Below are 19,088 nucleotides of genomic sequence, written 5' to 3'. Positions count from 1 at the left end.
GGGGCTCCTTTCTTACGGGAAGGTCAGTCCCGATGTTCGCAGGTATTCTTCCATCGAATCGCGGAATGAGTCATAGCTTTTCCAGTTAAGGGCGAGGGCGCTGTTCACCATGTCGTTGGCTTTCCTGGCCATGGCCATCCCTTCCTCCATGAGACCCATTTCACGGCTCCTTGCAAAGTGTCTCAGAATGTTCACTGCCTTGATGAAAGTCTCTATCCCCAGGATCCCCGTGTTCATCTCGGTCTCTAGCTCATCTTTCATCTCCGGGGGGATGGGTATCGCTTCAACGTCCTCGAGTTTCTGAAAGAAATGCTCTTCCATCGAGGCAAGGAAGCTTTCCATCTCTGTCTGGGTGAGCTGGCCCCGCGAGAATTCCATGATTTTTTCCTGGATCTGGAGGAGGCGGGACGAGATCCTTGGCGGGTTCTTGAAATCGGGAAGCCGCCGAAGGCACTTTGCGCAGGTAGTTCCGCTCTCGTCGTTAAGGTGACCGCAGCCGGGACAGAGCATAAGGGGCAAGACCTCACGATTCGTGTTCATGGATAAGTTCAATCTGCTTTTTTCTTATCCTTCTTTTCTTTCCTGTCAGCAGCGCCCCCGGGAGGCAAATTTTCATGGAAAGGAGGATTTTGGGGAAAGGGGGAGAATCTAGATCAGGTTTATTAATGCCATAAGGAGGGTACTCATGAAGCATATCCAGAACGTGCTCCTGGTAGCACTCGCATTAGTCGCAGCGGTTTCAATGCCACTCTGGGCGCAGAGCCCGGAGCAATCCATGGAAACGCAAAGCTATGTAATAGACAGTGATGAAGTGATTACCGTCCAGGGAGCAGTTTCTGAGAGTCCCAAGGGGACCTGTCAGAATGCCGCAAGAAGAAGAACCCTTTCTTCGCGCGGCGGGAGAATCGTGGCCACGGCGCAGCGTTATCTGGGTACGCCCTACCGCTGGGCGGGTACGACCCCTTCAGGATTTGATTGTTCGGGGTTTGTCATGACCGTTTTTGGCATGAACGGCGTCTCCATCAGGAGAATGGCCGATGAGCAGTATTACGGCGGAAACAGGATAGCGCGGAAGGATCTCTGTGTAGGCGACCTGGTTTTCTTCAGCACCTATGGACCGGGCGTAACCCACGTGGGGATTTATGTAGGTGAAGACAAGTTCATCCATTCGTCGAGCCGGCGGGGCGTCACCTTCTCGAGTCTTGACGATGCCTATTACAAGGCGAGGTTTATCGGGGGATGCCGGTATTAACAAAGGAACTCAAAGGATTCCTTGCCCACAAGGGATCCTTTTTATTTTCTCTCCCAGGCCATACTTTGAAAGCGGGGGTTCCCAATGAAGATCAAAGAATTTTTGCATGAGCTCATCGAAAAGAAGAAGGAAGAGGCAGAGGAAATACTCCTTATCCATGTGGACAGCTTCTATAACCTCCTCTATTCCTTCTACAACCTGGGACTCCTCTCCATCGGGACTCTCCTCAAGGCCAAGGGCTTCTCGGTGCGCTGCATCACCTCGGGAAACCTCTTTTTCATCAGCTCTTACAAGCTGAGGGCCATGATCCAGAAGTTCTCCCCCCGCCTTGTGGGATTTTATGTCAATTCCGACAACATTCACAATGTGACTCACTTTTCCAGGGATATCAAGTCCTGGGTTCCCGGTGTCAGGATCGTCGTGGGCGGCCCCCTTGCCACGGTCCTCGGTGAAAAGATACTCGAGGACACGCCCTTCGATTTTGCCGTGTCGGGCGAAGGGGAATACGCCATGCTCGGGCTTGCCGAATATTACCTCAGGGGGAAGGGAACTCTCAAGGACATTGCGGGGCTCATCTACCGCCAGGGTGGTGAAGTCCTGGTGAACAGGCGTGCCGCTCCGCTCAGGAACATGGACGAGCTCCCTCCCGCGGATTACAGCCTCATAGATGTGAGCTACGGCTTTTTTTATTCCACGGGGCGGGGCTGCCCCCACAAGTGCGCCTTCTGCTTCCAGGAGGTCCATGGCAAGGGATACCGTTTTTTCAGCGCCCCGAGAGTGGTGAGGGACATAGTAGCCAACGTGGAGAAATACAAGGCCTTGACCGTGAATATCGTGGACGACACCTTTGTCGCCGAGCCGAAGCGCGTCGATGAGATATGCGCAGGCCTCGTGAAGGAGCGCAAGGAGAGGAAGCTCGACTTTGTCTTCTTCTGCGAAGGGCGCGTGGACATCTTTGACCGCCATCCCGACCTCATTGAGAGGCTCAAGGAGGCAGGGATGGCAAGGCTCCAGATCGGGGTGGAATCGGGAGACCAGGAGATGCTGGATCGCTATCACAAGCACATCAGGCTTGAGCAGGTCGAGCGCGTCATCGAGAGAGTTGCCCGGGTGGGAGGCGTGAGTGTCTATGGCAACTTTATCATCGGCGGACCCTTTGAGTCCGAGAAGACCTTTGAGAAAACCCTTGCTTTCGCAAAAAAGCTTCTCACCATGGCTCCGGGCCAGTTCGAGTGCTCAAGCTCCTATCTGTGCCCTTTCCCCGGCACGGAGATCGGAGAGGATCCGTCGAGCTTCGGCCTCACCATCATTGACAGGGAATGGCGCAGGGGCCTCACCATGTCAGACGTGAGCTGCACGACGGTCCACCTGGGGAAGGACAGGCTCAGGGAGCTCCAGGCAGTCTTCTCCTCGGAGCTTGCAAAGGAGATGAGGAAAATAGCCATGAACCTCGACCCGGCCATGATGGAGCATCATTTCATGTGGGCGCTCCGCTACAAGATGCACACCCTTTATTACCTTGATGTCTTCTCGGCAGCGCCGATACTGGAGAGTTACTTCACCGTGAAAAAAAGCACGCGGTTCAGGCGGTTTGCCGATATCCCCAAGGATCAGCTCCTCGAGTGGTTTCCGTTCCGCATCCTGGAGCGCCGCCTCTATTCCAGTGAAGGGGGCATGATGGTGCTTCCCGGCTATTTCAGGAAGGTGAGCCTCACAAAACCTGTTGATATCGCCATTTATGAATACTCAGGGGGGAAGATGCCGCTCGGCGAGATCGCGGCCCGTATCAGCGGGGAGTTTGGCGGCACCTCCGACGAGGTCCTCCGGCGCTTCATGATACCCCTTTTCAAGAAGCTTGAGAAAACCTACCATATTATCTTTTACCGATAGAGGAGGGTGTGATGAAAGTACGCCTTGCAGGAGCCCTGGTCTTTCTTGCCCTGTTCAGTGCACTGTGGTTTTTGCCGCGGGCCCTCCATGCCGCGGAAAGTCCCAGGGTCATCTCCACGCAGTCTGACTTTGATGCGGTGATGGCTGAAACCCGGAGGCTCCTCGCCGCGTACTTCGGCATATCCTACAAGCTTCCCGTCCAGGGGTTCCTTGTGACGGGAACAAAGCTTGACGAGCTTTATGCCGGCGCGTATCGCGGTGCCCAGGTGGGCCTTTACCGCTACAAGGGGTCAGGCCATGAGATTTATGTGATGAAGGAAATGGATCGGGACAAGACTATCGCCACGGCAGCCCATGAACTTACCCATGCCTGGCAGGTTGAAGCGTGCCCCTCCGATCAGGACCTGGTGGTGAGAGAGGGCTTTGCCCGCTGGGTCGAGTACAAGATTCTGGAAAAAACCGGCGCATATGCCGAGGCCCGCAGCCTTGCCGAGCATGCAGACCCTGTCTATGGCGTGGGGTTCAAGAAGATGCTGGAGTGGGAAGATGCCTGGGGCGAGCGGGAGCTGCCCAGGAAAGTGCAGACAATGAAGAGCCTGAGCGGGCAGTGATCACTACTGGGGCGGCATTGGGGTTTTGCTTTTCAGTGCTTCCTGGAGAAGCTCCACCGCTCTTTTAAGCTGTTCATCCTTTTCCTGGTCGAGGGCCGATGTATCACGGGGCTCCTGGGGCACAAGGATGCCGGGCTTGACGCCTTCCCCTTTTCCTCTTACCGCCTTCCCGTTTGAGAGAATATAGTATGATGTCGTAAAGACCAATGTGGCCCCGCTCTTGAGCTCAAGCCTGCTCGTGGCGCTATAGCGCCACTCGGTGGGCATACCCACGATCCTGGCCTTGAGGGAAGAGCGGAATGCCTCTGCCATGAGTGTTGAGGCGCTCGCGCTGTACTCGTTGACCAGAACTACCGTGGGAAGGCTGTAAGAGGTGGCGATTTTCGGCACGTATATTTTTTTGGAGTTCCTGAAGACCTGCGTGGCAATGGTGTCTTCCTTGGGGATGAAGAGCCCCGTAAGAGATATGGCGGCATCGGGGATACCCCCGTTGTTGCGGAGATCGACGATGAGGCCCTCCATTTTCGTATCCCTCAGAGTGTTTACTATGTCAAGCGTTGCCTGCTCCAGGCCCTCATTGAAGAGCTTGAACTTCAGATAGCCGATTTTTTCGGCAAGGGGCTTATAGATAACGGAGTCAGTGGTGCCCATGGCGACGCGCTCAAGGGTCACCTTCCTGAGCTCGGCACCCTGTTTTACCGTGAGGATCAGAGGCGTTCCCACCTCGCCGCTCACCAGCTCGCCGAGCTGATGCCGCTCCAGCGGTTTCACGTCTCTGGCGTCCACTTCAACTATTCTGTCACCGGTTCTGAGGCCGGCCTTTTCTGCGGGAAGCCCCGTATAAGTTTCGGTAATGACGAAAGCCCCCTCGCGATCCTTGCTCTCATCGATTAAGAGACCGATTCCCCCTCTTCGTGCGGGGGGAAGCTCTTTTACATGGTACGAGCCGGGAAGGTAGAAGCGCGTGTTCTCATCTTTCAGTGAGGAGGCCACCGCCTCCATGCCTTTTTCTATGAGCTTCGCCTTGGGGAGGGATCCCCCTGGAGGGAGGGTCTCGTCAATTATTTTTTCAATTCCCTTGAGGTCCTCCTTGAGAGTGGAGGTGAGGGGGAAATAACTGAGATCCTTGGTGGGAAGCTTGTGGGCCGTAAGCTCGGCGCAGGCGCCTTCGATAAAGGACTTGAGAAGGGCAGTGGCGCTCACCGGATCGATATACCGCGTTGAGAGCACCTCTATTTCCTTTTCAAGGTCGGAAAAGGTTGTTTCTTCTGCACCGCAGGGGGCCGTCCACAGTAAAACGACTGCCAGCACAAGCATAGCGACAGAAAGACAGGAGATACAAGTTTTCATCAGAAACCCCCCTTTATAGAAAGATGATTTTTCCCCCGAGAGGCCTTCTTCCTTCTTCTCTTACCGGGAGAAGCGAAAAATATTCCCTTCCTTTCTTGACTTTTCAGGATGCCTGTGGTATCATACGCAAAATCGCGGCATCGCTGAGAGGTTCGCCAGATTCAAGCAGTGATGCGGAAAAGGGGTGCCCATGGCACGACAGATTCTCTCTGAACCTTCACGGACTCTCATGGAATACCGCCTGCTTCCGCGCTACACCTCGCCTGACTCAGTGATGGAGAAAGTGTCGCTTCGCACGCCCCTTGTGCGAATTCCCGACAGCGACACCTTTCTTTTCCTCAATGTTCCCGTGACAGTGGCGGCCATGCAGGCAGTCTCAAGCCCCCGGATGGGCATAGAAGCAGCAAAGTGCGGTGCTGTTGCATTTCTGTGCTGCTCCCAGCATCTTGAGGGCCAGGCCGATATGGTGGCGCAGGTCAAAAGGCACAAAGCGGGCTTTGTCGTTCCCAGGACGGTGCACCCCCAGATGACCATCGCGGAGCTCCATGGCATGAGGAAGGAAACAGGTTTTTCCACCTTTCCCGTCGTTGATGAGAAGCACCGCCTCGCGGGCATGATCGGCACCAATGATTATGATGCAAAGCGCCAGGCGTCACTCTCGGTGAGGGAGAGAATGATACCTCTGGAGAGGCTGGAATATGGAGTGGGCATCAGCGATCTCCACAAGGCCAACAATCTCCTGGTGGAGAGCCATCAGGGAGCCCTCCCCATAGTGGACAGTGACATGACCCTCCGGTACCTGGTCTTCAGGAAGGACATCCAGGATCATCTCGATAATCCCCTCCAGGTCGTCGATGGCGACAAGCGCCTTCTTGCCGGTGCCGCCGTGAATACTCATGATTACGAGAAAAGGGTGCCGGCACTCGTGGAGGCCGGTGTCGACGTGCTCCTCATCGATTCCTCCGACGGGCACTCATGCTTTCAGGAACGGGCCCTGCGCTGGATACATGGCAGCTATCCCCAGTTACCGGTCATGGGGGGAAATGTGGTGACGGGCGACGGGTTTGAATTCCTGGTCCACGCCGGAGCGAGTGCCGTGAAGGTAGGGATGGGAAGCGGCACAATCTGCATCACCCAGGAGCAGAAGGGCACCGGCCGCGGGCTTGCCTCGGCACTGATAGACGTGGTGAAAGCCCGTGACCGCTATCACGAAGTCACGGGGATTTACATACCTGTCATTGCCGACGGGGGCATCATCAACGCCCGTGATATCGTGATGGCCCTCGCCCTCGGCGCCGACAGCGTCATGATGGGGCGGTATTTTGCCCGCATGGATGAAGCGCCCAGCGAAAAGGTGACGGTGAATAACCGGGTCATGAAGCCCTACTGGGGAGAGGGCTCGGCGAGGGCCCGCCAGTGGAAAGAGGTGCGCTACCACCAGTTTGCCTTCCCCGAAGGGGTTGAAGGCTTTGTGGAATATGCCGGGCGGCTCAGGGATACCCTTGGGGAGACCATGAGCAAGGTGAAGGCCGCCATGGCCACCTGCGGCGTCTCCACGCTTGCCGAGCTTCACCGCGAGGCCCTGGTGGAACCTGTATCGGCAATGGCCATGCGCGAGGGAAATGTCCATAATATCACCATGCTGTCGGCGGAAAACACCTTTACGGCCACCACATGAGGGAGAGGTACCATGCCAATGGAAGGCTTATCGACACCTTGTGTTGCCATTGTCGATTTTGGCGGCCAGTATGCCCATCTCATCGCAAGGAGGGTAAGGGGGCTTGGCCTTTTCTCCCGGATTGTGCAGCCCTCCCAGTGGAGTGACCTTGTCCGTGCCCGGTCAACAGGGAGGGGCGAGGAACTTGTGGCCTTAATCCTCTCGGGGGGGCCCCGGTCGGTTCTTGAGCCCGGTGCTCCCCGGCTTGAAGGCGACGTGAGGGAATCGCCAGTCCCCGTCCTCGGCATCTGCTATGGCCATCAATATCTTGCCCATGCCCTGGGAGGCACCCTGTCAGGCGGCCATGCCCGCGAGTACGGCCTGGCAATGATTGAATGCCTCGGCACCTCCTCTCTGTTTGCCGGTCTCCCGGCGCGGCAGCGTGTGTGGGTAAGCCATGGTGACACCGTGGTCTCCATGCCCGAGGGTTACAGGGTGACTGCAAGCACCGAAGAGGTTCCCGTGGCAGCCTTTGAATCCCCTGAGGGAAAGTGGTTCGGCCTGCAGTTTCATCCCGAGGTTTCCCACACCGCCCATGGTCGTGCCATGCTTGACAATTTTTTCAAGTCCGCGAAGGCGCCGCGGTCATGGCACCCCGGCGACCGGGTGGCAGCCCTGGAAGCCAGGATCAAAGAGGAAACAGGCGGAAGAACGGCCGTCATACTGGTCTCAGGCGGTGTGGACTCGCTGGTGGCGTCAGCGCTCTGTATCCGTGCCCTTCCTGGAAAGCAGATACAGTGTATTCATGTCGATACGGGTCTCATGCGCGCCGGTGAATCAGATGAGGTGATTACCTGTCTTGAGGCAGAGGGTCTTCCCGGTGTACGGCGCATCAATGCCCGTGAGCGTTTCCTGAAAGCCCTCGCAGGCATCATTGACCCGGAGAGGAAGCGGGCAGTGATAGGCAGGCTCTTCGTGGAAGAGATCAGTGACATTCTTGCGGGGCAGGGTCAGGACAGGGTGCTTGTGCAGGGCACCATTTACCCTGATACCATTGAGAGCGGCGGCACGGCCCATGCGGCAAAAATAAAGACCCACCACAACCGTGTCCCCGAGATAGAGGCTCTTATCGCCTCGGGGAGAGTGGTGGAGCCGCTGCGGGACCTCTACAAGGATGAGATAAGAGACGTGGGAAGAGCCCTGGGCCTCCCTGAAGCCCTCATCTTGCGCCACCCCTTCCCTGGGCCGGGGCTCGCCGTGAGGCTTCTCTGCTCTGACGGGCGAGAGCCCCCCCGCTATCTTGATGAAGAAGGCCAGGTGAAAGCAATGGCCGCTTCCATCGGATGTGACGGCACGGTGCTTCCCCTTTATTCCGTGGGCGTCCAGGGAGATGAGCGCACCTACCGTCACCCTGCCGTCATCTGGAGTGCTGACGGGTCGGTGCCCCCATGGGAAGCCCTGCTTTCATGCGCCGCCCGCATGGTGAACTCCATGAAAAGCATAAGCCGCGTCGTTTTTGCTCCTCTCCCCTACCGGCACGCAGCATTTTGCCTCAGCCCCACCACTATTGACGAAGAGCATCTCGAAAGGCTCAGGGCCGTTGATGCACGCTGCAATGACGCCCTGCGGGGCGAAGGGGAGTTGTGGCAGATGCCTGTGGTGGGCCTCCCTCTTTATGATGAGATGGGGCGCCAGGTCTTTGTCATGCGGCCCGTGTGCTCCCAGGATGCCATGACATGCGATGTCTTCAGAATGAATCCCCTGGGGCTTCTTTCACTTGTCGATGACCTGGAGGCCATTGAGGGCTTCGGCGCCCTCCTTTATGACGTGACGACCAAGCCGCCGGGCACCATCGAATGGGAATGAGATTGTTAAATTTTTCCGAGGCTCTTGTTTTTTGCAGTAAAAAGTGCTACAATAAAAAAGTGAGAGCAATTTTCTCCACCCAATCACAAGAAGCAAGGGGGAAATGAAATGAGCGCACATGTGAGCTTTAACTTTGGGATAGGCGGTGGCTTCCCGATGCACCATGGCCACCACGGCCACCACGGCCATCACGGTATTCGCCATGGGGGCGGCTGGGGGTATCCCACGAGCATGATGGGCTATCCCGGCAATTACGGCGGCGGCTTTGGCAATTACGGCATGTACGGCGGCTATGCCACGAGCATGATAGGCTACCCCGGCTATAACAACGGTGGCATGTATGGCGGCTATGGCAATTACGGCGGCTATGGCAATTACGGCTGTTATGGCAATTACGGTTACAACAACAATGCAGGGGGCCTCATGGGCGGCATGCTTGGCGCCGGTTTCGGCGGGATGCTCGGGCTGGGGCTTTCCCACGGCGATCCGGGCTGGGGGCTCCTGGGCACCCTCGCCGGTGCAGGCCTCGGCTATACCGCGGGGAGAAACATGTAAGCTCTGCGGATCACCCTGATTATGGTCTCAACAAGGCACTGCCTCAGTGGTGCCTTGTTTTTATTGTACCCCTTCCTGTGGGGACTTTGGGAGAGGGGTGTTCCGGTGGCTCTCTCCCGGAGAGGGAAAAAGGGTGTCCCTGTCGTAACAAGGGAGTAAGTTCTTATTCCAGTGCCGGGAGGAGCCGCCATGAGCCAGCTTGAGAACATCAGTCCAGAGAGCGTGTTCACCTTTACCCGCTCTGCCTACCTCAACGAGTTTATCACCGAGGCGAAAAACATCTATGAAGATGATTTCGACCCTGATTTCTATATTGATGAATACCGGGAGAAGCTGGACAGGCTCAAGGAGCTCACCGAAAAGCTCAAGGAGTTCTTCTATACCCTGAGAAAGACCGAAGATGACGTGCCTGCCATCAAGGAGCAGTCAACACTTATTGAGGAGCAGTTCTCCCGCATCACTGACGGCTTCAGAATGCTGGAAGAATACCTGGATTACCGGGAAAAGGAAAAGATCCTCGAGGGTCTCGTCATGGTGAAGAATTCCTATGAAGCCGTCTTCAGTGCCGTTGACCGCATCAAGGAGGAAGAGGAGAAGCTCGAGAAATATTCAAAATCCCCTTATGTACATGAGCTCATCCGCGTGGCCAGGGGAGTAATTGACAAGGGGTTCCCGAAGGAAGCGCTCAAGGAGAAGCTTCAATGGATGATTGGCTACTGCGAGGGCATAGAGAAGGATTTCAGAATCTACCGGAATGCGCGGTGTGAGACTGATGCCATCAAGGGAAGGATCCCCGAGATAGAGGGCGCCCTTGGAAAATACCGTGAGGGTCTTCATCTCATGGAGCAGTTCCTTGACGATGATGATCAATCCCGGCTTGAAAAGGGCATGGCGCTTGTCAGGGAAGGAAGCGATACCCTCATTTCCTGCCATGAGTTTATCCAGAACGAGCTGAAAGGCTCTTCCTTGAAGTTCTGCGTCAAATGCGGCGCTGAAAACGAGGTTGCCGCCAAGTTTTGCAAGTCCTGCTCGGCAATACTCCCCGAGGCCTCAAGCCCTGAGGGCGACTCATCGGCGGGTGCCGGTTTCGGAGGGCCTTCAGGTGCCGGCGGCGAGCGCGTTTACACCTCCAACCTGGTGAGGCTTATGGATGCCGTCAGCGATTACACTGGCGGGCGATCCTCCAAGGAGGACCTTCTTGAAGTCATCGAGTGGATGGAGGAAAAGGTGCGGGAAGCACTCTCGGCGATGCAGGCAGTGACTCACCCTGAGCAGTTCGGGAGCGACGAAGAGCGCGGGGCCTATCAGGAAGTCCAGACTCTCTTTGAGGAGGGCACCGTGGAACTGGACGCCGCCCTTGCAGAGATGAAGGCTTTTTTCCATGACGGCGATGAGCAGCATCTCCAGGGAGGTCTTGAAATGGCCATTGAGGCGAGCCAGAAGCTCATCGTGGTTCAGGAAAGGACTCAATATCCTCCTCAGCAGTGAGAGACGTTTTTCCAGAGATTTATTGATTTTTTATCAATAAAAAGCGATTTTTGTTAACAATATTTACAATTTGTTAAAATGTCGTGATAAAGTGATAAGAGAGAGATTTGGACCAAGGGGGAGTGGTATATGGCAGGAGAAGGCTTTCCCGCATCCATCGCATCTTCCGGCGCCAGAGGAGAGGCCGTAGCCTTTGGCAAGCCCCAGACTTCCAAGATGCCCACACCGGTGCATCAGGGCTTTTCCCCCCCCTCGCTCCAGGCTCCCCGCCAGAATATTTACATGGTTGCCATCCGCAATATGATGGACCAGGGCTTCCGGTCATACCTCGGCGGAGAGTCAGCGGAGCTCCCCGCTTTCAATGCGAAGCCGCAGCAGCTTTTCAAGGGGCTCCCGGGGGGAACGCCTTCGGGGAGCGCGCCACCGGCCCAGGGAAGGCTTCAGAATGATTTCCTTGCCTCGACGCCCCAGTATCTCCAGCCCCAGTTCGGAAGAAGCACCGCGAGGGGCAGTGAGGCGCCGAAGGAACCACCGCTTCCGCGCCAGGGACAGGGCGGCGTCTATACCCAGACACTGCGCGGCTTTTCCCAGCAGGTCATGAACGAGTTCAGGGAGACAAAGACTTCTCCACCCCCCTCGAGGGCTCCGCAGTTTTCCAGCGAAACGGCAGAAAATGCCCTTATGGCTCATTACCAGTCTGCTTTTGCCTCGTCCCGCGAGTCTTACCGATCGCGGCTACCCCAGGAAGTCCAGGAAAGATTCCAGCCTGCCCCGAAAAAGGAGACACCCTTTCCCCAGGCCATGCGTGAGCAGGCGCTCCCACCCCAGGCCCGCGATACACGCTCCATGCCGGGCCTCTCACAGGAAAGCACCATGGAGCGCGGCAGGGAAAGCGGCAGCGCTCTCAGGATGGAGCTTCCCGCGAAGAAACAGGAATTTTCCGGTGGCGGGCTCCTTAAAATGAGCCTCCCTGAGAAGTTCACCTCTTCCCGCCAGGAAGCGGTTCCCTCACAGAATATGCCTTCAGTGCAGAGGGGAGCCCCGCTCCCCCCCCAAACACGGGAACCATCCAGGGGCAGTGGAAGCCCCGGGGAAGGTGCATCACAGGCTTTCCCATGGGACAAGGGGACGTCTTTTTCCAGGCAGTCCCCGATGCCTCAGGCCCAGGTCCCTCAACCGCATCACCAGACTCCTCAGGCTCAAATCCCCATGCCTCAGGCTCAGACCCCCATGCCTCAGGCTCAAATCCCCATGCCTCAGGCTCAGACCCCTCAACCGCAGCCCCAGGCCCCGATGCCGCAGGCATCCAGGCCGTTACCTGAATTTCCGCAGCAGGCCCTGAAGGAAAAGCCGCCCCTTCCCCAGGAGCTTCCAGGAAAGGACGATCTCCAGGAACAGAAAGCCCAGACTCCTCTGAAGGGCAAGGAGGAGCTTTACAGGCCGTGGGAATCAGCGCTCAGGCAGATGCGGAAGACTCCTTCGCCCGACGCAGAAAAGCAGGCCCCCATGGCTTCGGGGTCTCAGGAGTCCCTGCGCCAGGAGCCCCTGAAATCCCAGATGCAGGGGCCGCAAAAGCCCCTCCAGGAGGCTCCCAGGGAGAGGGAGCAGCCTCCACCCGGACCTCCCCACGGGGAAGGCTTTAAGAAGGAAAATCCCCTGGCAAAGCTCCGCGAGGAGATCAGGCAGAAGCTTGATCTCCCTTTCCAGGAGCCGGGAACACAGAAAACCCTCGGTGACTTCGCCGCGAAGACTGATGCCGCCCTTTCACAGGCTTCGATCAGAAAAAAGGAGGATGGCTCGCCGGGATCAAAGCCTTCGCATCTTGAGGAGGTTCCCCTTGAAGGAAAGGGCACCCAGGCCTCTGAGGGCTTTCCCCAGGCACCCCGTCCCGATGCAAGGAAAGCAATGGGCGGTGAAACCGGTGAGCCGGCGGGTGTGCGGAAGCGCCAGGAGGGAGCCATACAGGCCCACAGAGAAACAGGCGAGCACCCAGGAGCTCTTACGGGGACCACACCAGCGCCTCTTTTCACCATGCAGGAAGCAGGGCACCATGTCCACTCCACCGGTGCAGGAAAATTTGACGGGAAAAAGGCCGATTCCCTGGGAGGCCAGAGGGTCATTGACGAGGTGCAGCGCCACCAGCGCGACTTCGGCGATCAATCAGGCGGCGGTGAGGGCGGCGATTTTCAGGATCAGAAAGGGGGAAGATCCCAGGGGGGGAGCTTGCGCCCCAGGATGCTCACCTCCCAGACCCCTTCGCCCTCTGCCGAGGCTCAGCTTCCTCAGCAGCAGCGGACCGACCTCATCAAGCAGGAGGTCTCAAGGAGGATTTTTGAAGACACCCTCCGCTTCAGTGCCACCAACAAGCAGGAACCGGTGAAGCAGACCCAGGCGGCAGCGCAGCATGCCAATACCTGCATTGAGTCCATCCTCAAGAAGTCCCAGCAGGAGACCTGGACAGGCGACGAGATGGCCGCCAAGCTCATTGCGCTCCTCATGAAATCGGCGAGCAACTATACCTATGAGCACTCGTCAAGGGTCATCGATCTCTCCGTGGCGCTTGCAAGAGAGATGGGGGTGACTGATGAACAGGAGCTGAAGACCATCGAGGAAGGCGCCCTCTTCCATGACATCGGCGAGGTGGAGCTCAACCTGAGAGATTCATCTCCCCAGGTGCAGGCACGCCTCGGGAAATATATCGGCGCCGCCGATCTCAAGAACTGCAGTTTTCTCCATGACATCGGGAAGGTAAAGATACCCGACAGCATCCTCTACAAGCCCACGCGCCTCACCGACGAGGAGTTCGATATCATCAAGCAGCATCCCGTCATAGGCGAGGCGATTCTGAAGCCCATACCCTCCCTCAACCACGTGCTGCCTGTCGTGCGCCACCATCATGAGCGCTGGGACGGCAAAGGTTACCCTGACGGGATAAGCGGCAGCAGTATCCCCATGGCAGCACGCATCGTAGCCATCTCTGACAGCTTTGACGCCATGGTGTCCGACAGGCCTTACCGCAAGGGCTTGCCCATAGAGAAAGCCATTGATGAGATAAAGAAGGGAAGCGGTACGCAGTTTGATCCCGAGCTTGCCAAGGCCTTTGTCAAGGTAGTGGAGCGCCAGTACAGTTAATCTGCATGGGCGCCCCCGGAGAAAATAAAAAAAAGGGGAGTTTCCTCCCCTTTTTTTTATCTGGATTAATACATGTCCATGCCGCCGCCGGGAGGCATGGGCGGGCCGCCGCGTCCTTCCTTCTTTTCGGGCTTCTCGGCCACGAGAGTTTCGGTGGTAAGAATCATTGCGGCGATACTGGCAGCATTCTGGAGGGCCGAGCGCGTGACCTTCACGGGATCGACGACTCCGGCCTTGAACATATCGGTGTACTCATCCTTGAGAGCATCGTAGCCGTGGTTCTTCTCAAGGGTCTTCACTTTCTCCACGATGACGGAGCCTTCCTTGCCTGCGTTGTTGGCAATCTGCTTGAGAGGCTCCTCGAGGGCTTTCTTCACGATGTTGACGCCGATGAGCTCGTCGCCATGGGCCTTTACATTGTCAAGGTGTGGAAGAATATTGATGAAGGTGACGCCGCCGCCTGCCACGATTCCTTCCTCAACGGCAGCCCTTGTGGCTGAGAGGGCATCCTCCATGCGGTGCTTTTTCTCCTTGAGCTCTGTCTCGGTGGCAGCTCCCACCTTGATGACGGCAACGCCGCCCACGAGCTTGGCGAGGCGCTCCTGGAGCTTCTCCCTGTCGTAGTCTGAGTCGGTCTCTTCTATCTGGCGCCTGATCTGCTCAATGCGCCCCTTGATGTCCTTGTCGCTCCCCTTGCCCTCAATGATGGTGGTCTCATCTTTGGTGACCTTCACCACGTTGGCGCGGCCGAGCATATCCATCGTTATCTTGTCAAGCTTGATGCCCAGCTCTTCGGAGATGACCTGGCCGCCCGTGAGAATGGCGATGTCCTTGAGCATCTCCTTTCTCCTGTCGCCGAATCCGGGGGCTTTCACCGCCACGGTCTGGAAGGTGCCGCGGAGCCTGTTCACCACGAGGGTCGCGAGGGCTTCTCCCTCTACATCCTCGGAGATGATTACGAGGGGCTTCTGTACCTGCACTACTTTCTCCAGGATGGGAAGGAGGTCGGCAATAGCCGATATCTTCTTCTCGCTGATGAGAAGGTAGGGATCCTTCAGCTCGCATGTCATTTTCTCAGAGTCAGTGACAAAATAGGGCGAGATGTAGCCCTTGTCGAACTGCATGCCTTCCACGTGCTCAAGGGTGGTGGTGATGGTCTTGGACTCCTCGACGGTGATGACGCCGTCTTTGCCTACCTTTTCCATGGCATCGGCGATGATGTCGCCGATCTCGGAATCGTTGTTGGCAGCGATGGCGGCCACTTCAGCGATGACTGATTTCTTTTCCACCTGCTTCGCGAGCTTCTTGATTTCCGCCACGGCCTTTTCAACGGCCTTCTCTATGCCCTTCTTGATGAAGAGAGGATTGGCGCCGCCTGTGACGTTTTTCATGCCCTCCTTGATCATTGCCTGGGCAAGCACAGTTGCTGTCGTGGTGCCGTCGCCGGCGATGTCGTTGGTCTTTGAGGCCACTTCCCTGAGGAGCTGGGCTCCCATGTTCTGGAAGGGATCCTCAACCTCTATCTCCTTGGCGATGGTGACGCCGTCATTGGTAATGGTCGGTGAGCCGAATTTCTTGTCAAGGACCACATTGCGCCCGCGGGGGCCAAGGGTCACCTTCACCGCGTTTGCAAGCTGGTTTGCACCCAGTTCCAGGGCTTTTCTGGCTTCCTCGTCATATAAGAGCATCTTAGCAGCCATAGTTATTCCTCCTTAAGATTAATATTGATTTCCTTAATGCTCCTAGGAAATGATTCCCAGGATCTCGCTCTCTTTCACTATGAGGTACTCTTCGCCTTCGATCTTGATCTCCGTGCCGGAATACTTTCCGTAGAGCACCTTGTCACCGGCTTTCACTTCCATGGGCACCTTGGTGCCGTTCTCAAGGATTTTCCCTGAGCCTGCGGCGACTACCTCGCCCTGCTGCGGTTTTTCCTTTGCGGTGTCAGGGAGTATGATGCCTCCCTTTGTCATCTCGTCCTGCGGCGTGGGTTTGATGATTACTCTGTCGCCAAGAGGCCTGACATTCATTGTTTTTGTGGCCATAGCACTACCTCCTCCAAAAATTTAGCAATTGAAAGGTCAGATTGCTAATGACCACTTTACCTAAAAAGGGGAAAAAAGGCAAGTGTCAATTAATGATAAATTCTGGCAAAATTTAACTTATTCTCTTTTATTCTCTCGATATTTTTTATTTTAGCAATATATAATTTTAATTGCTAAAATTTGCAGAGCCTGTAAAATGCTTTACCGGCGGGCGTACATAAAAAAGCCCCCACGGGGGGGGCTTTAAGACTGAGCTATTCTCTCTTCTTTTCGGAAGCGCCTTTGTTTTTCTCTGCCGGTGGCGCTTTTTCTTTGGGGGAAGGCTTTTCTGAAGGTGTTTCTGAAGGTTTCTCCTTTGAGGAGGGCTCCTGAGCCGGTGAATCAGCCGATCCTGTTTCAGCTTTTCCTTCGCCTTCCTTGGGTGCAGGCTTTTCCTTGGTGATATGCTCCCTCTTGTAATCGTTTACATGGAAGCCGCTTCCTTTGAAAATCACCGCCACGGGGCTTATGATCTTCTCCATTTTCCCGCCGCAGTCGGAGCATTCCTTCTCGATATGCTCGTCGGCGCGGTGGATCTCCTCGACGCAGGTCCCGCAGGATTCGCATTTATAGCAGTATATGGGCATTCCCAATCCCTCCGTAAAAGAAGTCTTTCATGGCTCTATAGATTCACCGGGGGAGCCGCCGGGTTCAGGAGGGCCCCGGAGCGCATCACCTCTGGTATGCTCTTGAGTATAGCGAAAACGGGAAAAAAGTCAAGCCCTATAGAGAGATATGGAGGTGAAGGAGGGCCTCGCCCTTGAATTCTCTTTTTCCCGCCCCCGGGAGGTTGTAATCAAGGTGGAGTCCATGGAGTGATGCCGTGCCTTCCGTTTTTATCTGGCCCTGGGTCACGGTGGTTATCTTGATGGTAGAGTCTCCGCAGGCGTCGGGAGGAACGTGCCAGGTAAACTCCTTCTGAGACTGTGGCGGCTCTCCTTCCAGCACCCAGCGGTACTCTTGCTTCAGCACATTGAGGCTCATTTTGCCCACCCCTACCCCTACAGAGTAGCCCCTGATCTTTTTGAAATAACGCCACTCTCCCTGCGGGTTCTTTTTCCAGTGGCCTCCTTTGACGGCAAACTGCTTCACGAAGACCTTTGCCAGGATTTTCAGATCAGAGCCTGCCTTGACCGCCACGGTATCGCCGCTCTTGTAGCCTTTCCCGCCTGATGAAAAGATCAGGAGCACTTCCTCATTATCATCTGCCCGGCATGGCACCGGGAAGGCGAGGAAGCACAGGAGGATAAAGAGGAAACGCCTGCCGTTCATAATGCTCCTTGTGAAGTCTCCTTGTCCTGAGGATTTCTTTGGCGGCCTCCCAAATCCTCTCGCTCATGGCCATCCCGCTCCGGGGGGAAGAGGGGCCTTCAATGGGGAACTATTGAGAGGGGGATATTGTGTGATGAAAGGAAGAGCCCAATGACCATCTACGCTGTTGACAGAGCAAAACTCGAGGCCTCGCAGGCCCTCACGGAGGCCCTGAAGACTCAGGTGGCCCCCGGGGAGATTCGTTATGCCCCCCCCGAGGTTCCCGGCGACCTTGCCTTTCCCTGTTTTGCCCTTGCAAAAACCCTTAAGAAGAATCCCGCCCTTATTGCCTCCGATTTAATGGCAGCGCTTTTTCTGAAGCCCGGAGGCCTCATCGCCAAGGCCGAGGCCCATGGCGGTTACCTCAATTTTTTCCTCGACGGGAAGGCATTCATTGGAGCCGTGATTGGAGATTTTCAGGATATGGGCCCTGCGTACGGTACCCATGACAGGGGAAAGGGCCGGAAAGTGATTATCGACTTTTCCTCGCCCAACATTGCCAAGCCTTTTTCCGTGGGGCACCTGCGCACTACCAACATAGGAGATGCTCTCGTGAGGATCATGAAGGCGATGGGGTATGAGACTATCGGCGACAACCATATCGGAGACTGGGGCACCCAGTTCGGGAAGCTCATTTATGCTTACCACAAGTGGGGCGACAGGGAGGCAATCGAAAAGAATCCCATAAGGGAGCTTCTCTCGCTCTATGTTCGCTTTCACGAGGAGGCGGGTATTCTCGATGACGAACACCCCCAGGGGGAGCCGGGAGGAGAGAGTGGGAAGCCGAATCTTCTTGAAGACGAGGCGCGGGCCCTTTTCAAGAAGCTCGAAGAGGGCGATCGCGAGATCACCATGCTCTGGGAATGGATCCGGGAGGTGAGCCTCTCGGATTTTCAGAAGGTATACGGAATGCTGGGCATCACCTTTGACGAGGTGCTTGGCGAGAGCTTTTACAATGACAAGATGGGGGAAGTAAAGGAGCTCGCAAGGCAGAAGGGGATCCTGGAGGAGGATGCTGCCGGCACCCTTCTGGTGAGGCTCGATAGCTACGGCATTTCAACACCTCTCCTTATTCAGAAGAAAGACGGCACGAGCCTCTACGCCACAAGGGACCTTGCCTGCGCCATCTACCGGATCAGGCGGTGGAATCCCGAGAAAATCCTCTACGTGGTCGGCGAGGAGCAGCAGCTCTATTTCAGGCAGGTCTTCAAAGTGATTGAGCTGCTGGGCTTCACGACGCCCTGCGAGCATGTGTACTTCGGTCTCGTCGTGCTTCCAGGGAGCGAAAAGATCTCGACACGGAAAGGCAACGTGGTCTTCCTTGAGGAGGTGCTGGAGGAGGCCTGCCGCCGGGCCGCGGAAGTCATAGAGGACCGCCCTATGGCCCCTGAAAAAAAGGAGGCCATCGTAAAGGCCGTGGGAGTGGGCGCCGTCAAATATCACGATCTCTCGCAGAACAGGAAGAAGAACGTCACCTTTGACTGGGACAAGATGCTCTCCCTCGACGGGAACAGCAGCCCTTACCTCCAGTACAGCTATGCCCGCGCGAGGAGCATCCTGAGAAAGGCATCATCTCACCCGTCGCGCTTTCATGAAGGCGAGGCGGTCACTCCCGAGGAGCGGGACCTGATCCACAAGCTTGCCCGCTTCCCCGAGGCGGTAAGCGACGCCGCGGCACAGTGCTTCCCCCACTTGGTGGCCACGTACCTCTTTGAGCTGGCACAGCTTTTCTCTGCCTTCTACAACAATGTGGCGGTCCTCACGGCATCCAGTGAGCCATTGAGGGAGAACAGGCTCATGCTGGTGGACTTTTACTCCCAGGTGATGAAGGCAGGTCTGGGGCTTCTTGGGATCGAGGTCCTGGAAGAGATGTAGCCCGCCTTTGCATCAGG

Annotated in this window: 14 protein-coding genes and 1 pseudogene; 9 read left to right on the top strand and 6 right to left on the bottom strand. The window is 56.4% G+C overall.

Going from position 1 to position 19,088, the window contains the following annotated elements; all coding sequences use genetic code 11:
* Nucleotides 1–12 precede the first annotated feature (12 nt).
* The gene (locus RDV48_18395; GenBank protein ID MDQ7824774.1) at nt 13–540 is read right to left on the bottom strand and encodes a hypothetical protein; all 528 of its coding nucleotides are present in this window, start codon (nt 538–540) and stop codon (nt 13–15) included.
* A gap of 145 nt (nt 541–685) precedes the next feature.
* On the opposite strand from RDV48_18395, the gene RDV48_18390 reads away from it, so the two are divergent.
* The 3 genes from RDV48_18390 to RDV48_18380 all read left to right on the top strand — a co-directional run bounded on the left by RDV48_18390 (nt 686) and on the right by RDV48_18380 (nt 3,753).
* Nucleotides 686–1,252 carry a C40 family peptidase gene (locus tag RDV48_18390; protein MDQ7824773.1) on the top strand — a complete coding sequence of 189 codons (567 nt, stop codon included), beginning with the start codon at nt 686–688 and terminating at the stop codon, nt 1,250–1,252.
* A gap of 84 nt (nt 1,253–1,336) precedes the next feature.
* Nucleotides 1,337–3,142 carry a radical SAM protein gene (locus tag RDV48_18385; protein MDQ7824772.1) on the top strand — a complete coding sequence of 602 codons (1,806 nt, stop codon included), beginning with the start codon at nt 1,337–1,339 and terminating at the stop codon, nt 3,140–3,142.
* Nucleotides 3,143–3,153: 11 nt separating this feature from the next.
* Nucleotides 3,154–3,753, top strand: a complete 600-nt coding sequence (locus tag RDV48_18380; protein ID MDQ7824771.1) for a M1 family aminopeptidase — start codon at nt 3,154–3,156, stop codon at nt 3,751–3,753.
* Nucleotides 3,754–3,756: 3 nt separating this feature from the next.
* On the opposite strand, the gene RDV48_18375 is transcribed toward RDV48_18380, so the two are convergent.
* The gene (locus RDV48_18375; protein ID MDQ7824770.1) at nt 3,757–5,103 is read right to left on the bottom strand and encodes a S41 family peptidase; all 1,347 of its coding nucleotides are present in this window, start codon (nt 5,101–5,103) and stop codon (nt 3,757–3,759) included.
* 190 nt (nt 5,104–5,293) lie between these two features.
* Here RDV48_18375 and RDV48_18370 point away from each other — a divergent pair, with 190 nt between their 5' ends.
* The 5 genes and pseudogenes from RDV48_18370 (at nt 5,294) to RDV48_18350 (ending at nt 13,801) form a co-directional block, all read left to right on the top strand.
* Entirely contained in the window at nt 5,294–6,781 is a 1,488-nt protein-coding gene (locus tag RDV48_18370; protein MDQ7824769.1) for an IMP dehydrogenase, read from the top strand.
* Nucleotides 6,782–6,793: 12 nt separating this feature from the next.
* Entirely contained in the window at nt 6,794–8,626 is a 1,833-nt protein-coding gene (gene guaA / locus RDV48_18365; GenBank protein ID MDQ7824768.1) for a glutamine-hydrolyzing GMP synthase, read from the top strand.
* A 108-nt stretch (nt 8,627–8,734) separates the two neighbouring features.
* On the top strand, nt 8,735–9,181 hold the full coding sequence (locus RDV48_18360; protein MDQ7824767.1) for a hypothetical protein: 447 nt from the start codon (nt 8,735–8,737) through the stop codon (nt 9,179–9,181).
* A 189-nt stretch (nt 9,182–9,370) separates the two neighbouring features.
* Nucleotides 9,371–10,669 carry a zinc ribbon domain-containing protein gene (locus tag RDV48_18355; protein MDQ7824766.1) on the top strand — a complete coding sequence of 433 codons (1,299 nt, stop codon included), beginning with the start codon at nt 9,371–9,373 and terminating at the stop codon, nt 10,667–10,669.
* Between the two features lie 2,730 nt (nt 10,670–13,399).
* Nucleotides 13,400–13,801: pseudogene (locus tag RDV48_18350) on the top strand (HD-GYP domain-containing protein).
* Nucleotides 13,802–13,866: 65 nt separating this feature from the next.
* Here RDV48_18350 and groL read toward each other — a convergent pair.
* From groL to RDV48_18330, 4 genes are all read right to left on the bottom strand, one after another.
* Complete coding sequence (groL, locus tag RDV48_18345) at nt 13,867–15,501, bottom strand: chaperonin GroEL (protein MDQ7824765.1); 1,635 nt, start codon at nt 15,499–15,501, stop codon at nt 13,867–13,869.
* Between the two features lie 42 nt (nt 15,502–15,543).
* Nucleotides 15,544–15,831, bottom strand: a complete 288-nt coding sequence (gene groES / locus RDV48_18340) for a co-chaperone GroES (GenBank protein MDQ7824764.1) — start codon at nt 15,829–15,831, stop codon at nt 15,544–15,546.
* A gap of 269 nt (nt 15,832–16,100) precedes the next feature.
* Nucleotides 16,101–16,472 carry a zinc ribbon domain-containing protein gene (locus RDV48_18335; GenBank protein MDQ7824763.1) on the bottom strand — a complete coding sequence of 124 codons (372 nt, stop codon included), beginning with the start codon at nt 16,470–16,472 and terminating at the stop codon, nt 16,101–16,103.
* Nucleotides 16,473–16,608: 136 nt separating this feature from the next.
* Complete coding sequence (locus RDV48_18330) at nt 16,609–17,157, bottom strand: hypothetical protein (protein ID MDQ7824762.1); 549 nt, start codon at nt 17,155–17,157, stop codon at nt 16,609–16,611.
* 150 nt (nt 17,158–17,307) lie between these two features.
* On the opposite strand from RDV48_18330, the gene argS reads away from it, so the two are divergent.
* Nucleotides 17,308–19,071 (top strand): arginine--tRNA ligase, encoded by a 1,764-nt coding sequence (argS, locus tag RDV48_18325; GenBank protein MDQ7824761.1) that lies wholly within the window; start codon nt 17,308–17,310, stop codon nt 19,069–19,071.
* Nucleotides 19,072–19,088 lie beyond the last annotated feature (17 nt).

Source organism: Candidatus Eremiobacterota bacterium (genome assembly GCA_031082125.1).
Classification (GTDB): domain Bacteria; phylum Vulcanimicrobiota; class CADAWZ01; order CADAWZ01; family Ess09-12; genus Ess09-12.
Note: the sequence above shows the minus strand (reverse complement) of the source record. Positions and strands in the feature narration are given on the sequence as shown.

Bases quoted from the DNA above. Each gene is read 5' to 3' on its own strand.
- RDV48_18360 (MDQ7824767.1), top strand. From the start codon at position 8,735: ATGAGCGCACATGTGAGCTTTAACTTTGGGATAGGCGGTGGCTTCCCG.
- guaA (MDQ7824768.1), top strand. From the start codon at position 6,794: ATGCCAATGGAAGGCTTATCGACACCTTGTGTTGCCATTGTCGATTTT.
- RDV48_18330 (MDQ7824762.1), bottom strand. From the start codon at position 17,157: ATGAACGGCAGGCGTTTCCTCTTTATCCTCCTGTGCTTCCTCGCCTTC.
- RDV48_18395 (MDQ7824774.1), bottom strand. From the start codon at position 540: ATGAACACGAATCGTGAGGTCTTGCCCCTTATGCTCTGTCCCGGCTGC.
- groES (MDQ7824764.1), bottom strand. From the start codon at position 15,831: ATGAATGTCAGGCCTCTTGGCGACAGAGTAATCATCAAACCCACGCCG.
- RDV48_18385 (MDQ7824772.1), top strand. From the start codon at position 1,337: ATGAAGATCAAAGAATTTTTGCATGAGCTCATCGAAAAGAAGAAGGAA.
- groL (MDQ7824765.1), bottom strand. From the start codon at position 15,501: ATGGCTGCTAAGATGCTCTTATATGACGAGGAAGCCAGAAAAGCCCTG.
- argS (MDQ7824761.1), top strand. From the start codon at position 17,308: ATGACCATCTACGCTGTTGACAGAGCAAAACTCGAGGCCTCGCAGGCC.
- RDV48_18380 (MDQ7824771.1), top strand. From the start codon at position 3,154: ATGAAAGTACGCCTTGCAGGAGCCCTGGTCTTTCTTGCCCTGTTCAGT.
- RDV48_18375 (MDQ7824770.1), bottom strand. From the start codon at position 5,103: ATGAAAACTTGTATCTCCTGTCTTTCTGTCGCTATGCTTGTGCTGGCA.
- RDV48_18355 (MDQ7824766.1), top strand. From the start codon at position 9,371: ATGAGCCAGCTTGAGAACATCAGTCCAGAGAGCGTGTTCACCTTTACC.
- RDV48_18370 (MDQ7824769.1), top strand. From the start codon at position 5,294: ATGGCACGACAGATTCTCTCTGAACCTTCACGGACTCTCATGGAATAC.
- RDV48_18390 (MDQ7824773.1), top strand. From the start codon at position 686: ATGAAGCATATCCAGAACGTGCTCCTGGTAGCACTCGCATTAGTCGCA.
- RDV48_18335 (MDQ7824763.1), bottom strand. From the start codon at position 16,472: ATGCCCATATACTGCTATAAATGCGAATCCTGCGGGACCTGCGTCGAG.